The sequence below is a fragment of the Actinotalea sp. C106 genome (genome assembly GCF_023630195.1).
Classification (GTDB): Bacteria; Actinomycetota; Actinomycetes; order Actinomycetales; family Cellulomonadaceae; genus Actinotalea.
In genome coordinates this window covers 1-3,297 of the sequence record NZ_JALPKN010000324.1, presented here as the reverse complement: position 1 = coordinate 3,297, position 3,297 = coordinate 1, and the positions used below count along the sequence as shown (strand labels likewise).

Annotated in this window: 4 protein-coding genes; all 4 read left to right on the top strand. The window is 72.2% G+C overall.

The genetic code is table 11. The annotated features are described in order from the left end of the window. Positions 1–648: sensor histidine kinase (locus tag L0B03_RS15680; RefSeq protein WP_250447527.1), on the top strand; the 648-nt coding region annotated here is incomplete at its 5' end. Beyond that, the gene (locus L0B03_RS15675; RefSeq protein WP_250447523.1) at positions 645–1,304 is read left to right on the top strand and encodes a response regulator transcription factor; all 660 of its coding nucleotides are present in this window, start codon (positions 645–647) and stop codon (positions 1,302–1,304) included. The genes L0B03_RS15680 and L0B03_RS15675, both read left to right, overlap by 4 nt. A gap of 146 nt (positions 1,305–1,450) precedes the next feature. Then, the gene (locus tag L0B03_RS15670) at positions 1,451–3,025 is read left to right on the top strand and encodes a methyl-accepting chemotaxis protein (RefSeq protein ID WP_250447520.1); all 1,575 of its coding nucleotides are present in this window, start codon (positions 1,451–1,453) and stop codon (positions 3,023–3,025) included. 66 nt (positions 3,026–3,091) lie between these two features. Then, a partial coding sequence (locus tag L0B03_RS15665; RefSeq protein WP_250447517.1) for a hypothetical protein occupies positions 3,092–3,297 on the top strand: 206 nt, incomplete at its 3' end.

The window sequence follows — 3,297 nt, the reverse complement described above, 5'->3', positions numbered from 1 at the left end:
CTTGGGGCGGCCCTCGTACTGGCGCCGTGGTGGTTGCGCCTGGTCAGGGAGCTGGGCGCCGAGCGGGCTGCCCGCGCCCGCGAGTCCGAGCGGGCGGACATCGCCGCCCACCTGCACGACTCGGTGCTGCAGACACTCGCCCTGATCCGGGCCCGCGCGACCGACCCTGACGACGTCGCCCGGCTGGCCCGCGCCCAGGAGCGTGAGCTGCGCTCCTGGCTCTACGACGACCGGACGGTGCCGGGCACCTCGCTCGCGGCCGAGCTGCGCGAGCTCGTCGGCGAGGTCGAGGACTCCCGGGCCGTGCCGGTCGAGACCGTCGTCGTCGGCGACCTCGTCCCGGACGCGGGTACCGCCGCCCTGCTCCAGGCCACCCGTGAGGCCCTGATCAACGCCGTCGTGCACGGGCGTCCCCCTGTCTCCCTCTACCTCGAGGTGGGGGACGGGCAGGTCGAGGTCTTCGTGCGGGACCATGGGGACGGCTTCGACCTGGCCGACGTCCCGGTCGACAGGTTCGGGGTCCGTGAGTCGATCATCGGTCGGGTCCGCCGTCGTGGCGGGACGGCCAGCGTGACCAGTCGGCCGGACCGGGGCACCGAGGTGCACCTGTGCCTGCCGACCGACCTGGACGAGGGAGAGCAACGATGAGCGAGGACCGCGTGGACGTCGTCCTGGTCGACGACCACCTCATGTTCCGGGCGGGGGTGCGAGCCTCCCTCGACGACTCGATCGACGTCCTGGGTGAGGCCGACGACGTGGATGCCGCGATCACCCTGGTCCGTGCCCTGCAGCCGCCCGTCGTCGTCCTGGACGTCCACCTGCCCGGGGGGTCCGGCGGTGGCGGGGCCGAGGTCATCACGGCCTGCGCCGACCTCCTGACCACGACGCGCTTCCTCGCGCTGTCGGTCTCCGACTCGGCCGAGGACGTCGTCGCCGTGATTCGAGCGGGGGCTCGTGGCTACGTGACCAAGGCGATCACCGGGCCCGACCTGTCCGACGCGGTCCGGCGGGTCGCGGGAGGGGACGCGGTGTTCTCCCCACGTCTCGCGGGCTTCGTGCTCGACGCCTTCGGTGCGGCGGCCGGGGACGTCGCCACGGGGGACGACGAGCTCGATCGTCTCTCGGCCCGCGAGCGTGAGGTCATGCGGCTCATCGCGCGGGGGTACAGCTACCGCGAGGTCGCGGGGGAGCTGTTCATCTCGATCAAGACGGTCGAGACCCACGTCTCGGCCGTGCTCCGCAAGCTCCAGCTCTCCTCGAGGCACGAGCTGACGCGGTGGGCCGCGGCGCGTCGTCTGCTCTGACCGGGGGGCGGAGCCAGCGGGGCCAGTAGGGCGGCGGGCATGAAGATCATCCCTACCGACCTCTCAGCAGCGGCGGCCCGTGGCCGAAGTGGCCTGCGACGAAGGCGTACAGGACCTTCGTCCCGTACTCACCCCCCGGAGTCCGCATGCGCCGCATCTCGTCCTTCTCCATCACCCACCGACTGGTCGCGATCGTCGTGGTCTTCGCCGTCGGGCTCGTCGGACTGGTCGTGATCGCCTCGACGCAGGTCTACGACCGGATCATGGCCGAGCGGCAGGACGCGACCCGGCAGGTGGTCGAGACCGCGCTGGGCGTGATCACGTACTTCGGCGCCGAGGAGCAGGCCGGCCGCATGACCCGGGAGCAGGCCCAGCAGGCCGCGATGGCCGCGGTCAACGGCATGCGGTACTCGGGCGAGGAGTACTTCTGGATCAACGACATGGGCCCGACCATGGTCATGCACCCGATCAAGCCCGAGCTCGATGGGGAGGACCTGTCCACCAACGCCGACCCCGACGGCACGCTCCTCTTCGTGGAGTTCGTCGAGGTCGTCGAGACGGAGGGCGCAGGCTTCGTGCCCTACCAGTGGCCCAAGCCGGGCGTCGACGCGCCGCAGCCCAAGATCTCCTACGTCACGGGCTACGAGCCCTGGGGCTGGGTGATCGGCTCGGGCATCTACGTGGACGACGTCGTCGGCGTGGCCATGGGGGACGTGCTCCAGGTGGCGCTCAGCGGCCTGGGCATCCTGGTCCTCGTCGGAGGCCTGAGCTACGTGGTCGGCCGGAGCATCGTGCGGCCCCTGGGCCAGGCGACCGACCTGCTCATGAGCGGCGACGTCGCGACCCGCCTCCCCGAGGGAGCGGGCCGTACCGAGCTCGAGCGCCTCGCGGGGGCCCTCAACGGGACGCTGGACCGCTCGGCGGCCGTCGCGGCCGACGTCTCGAGCGCGGTGGCCGAGCTGGACCGGTCGGCCACGCGGCTGGTCGAGAGCAGTGACCAGATCGCCGCCGCCGCGCACGGGACCTCCGAGCAGACGACCTCGGTCGCGGGGACGGCCGCCGAGGTCAGCATCGGCATCGACACCGTCGCGGCGGGCACCCACCAGATGGGGGCCTCGATCGGGGAGATCGCCCAGAACGCCAACGCGGTGGCGAAGATCGCCGCCGAGGCCGTGGCTGCGGCCGAGGCCACGAACCGCACGGTCGGGGCGCTGGGGGAGTCCTCGGCCGAGATCGGCAGCGTCGTCAAGGTCATCACCTCGATCGCCGAGCAGACCAACCTGCTGGCCCTCAACGCCACGATCGAGGCTGCTCGGGCCGGGGACGCAGGCAAGGGCTTCGCGGTCGTGGCCGGGGAGGTCAAGGACCTCGCCCAGGAGACGGCCCGGGCCACGGGGGACATCTCCTCGCAGGTCGAGTCGATCCAGGCCGCGGTGCTGCGCTCGGCCGAGGAGATCGCGCTGATCAGCGAGATCGTCGGCCGGATCAACGACTACCAGGCCACCATCGCGGGGGCTGTCGAGGAGCAGACGGCGACCACCTCGGCGATGGCCCAGAGCATCGCTCAGGTGGCCGACGGCGGACGGGCGATCAGCCTGACCCTCGAGGGCGTGGGGGAGTCGACGCGGCGGACCACCGGGGAGATCGACGACATCCGTGCGGCGGCTCGTGAGCTGGCGCAGACGGCCGGCCGGCTGCGGGCCTCGGTCGTCGTCGACTGAGGTAGCCCCGTCCGTCTGTGACCAAGGTCATAGCCGGATGTCCGATTAGCCCGTTATGGTCCGCATGTGCAAGATCAGATCGAGACACGAGTCACGACGGCTCCGACCGCCGGGCCCCTCACCGTCCTCGAGGTGCGCGGCCCGGCGGCCCTGCTCCTGTGGGTGCGGGTGATCGCGGGCCTGCTCGGGGCCTTCGTGGTCGTCCGGCCGGTGCCTGGACCGCGCACCGTGACCGGAGGGCGGCTCCCGCTCGCGCCGGCCCGGGACGGGCG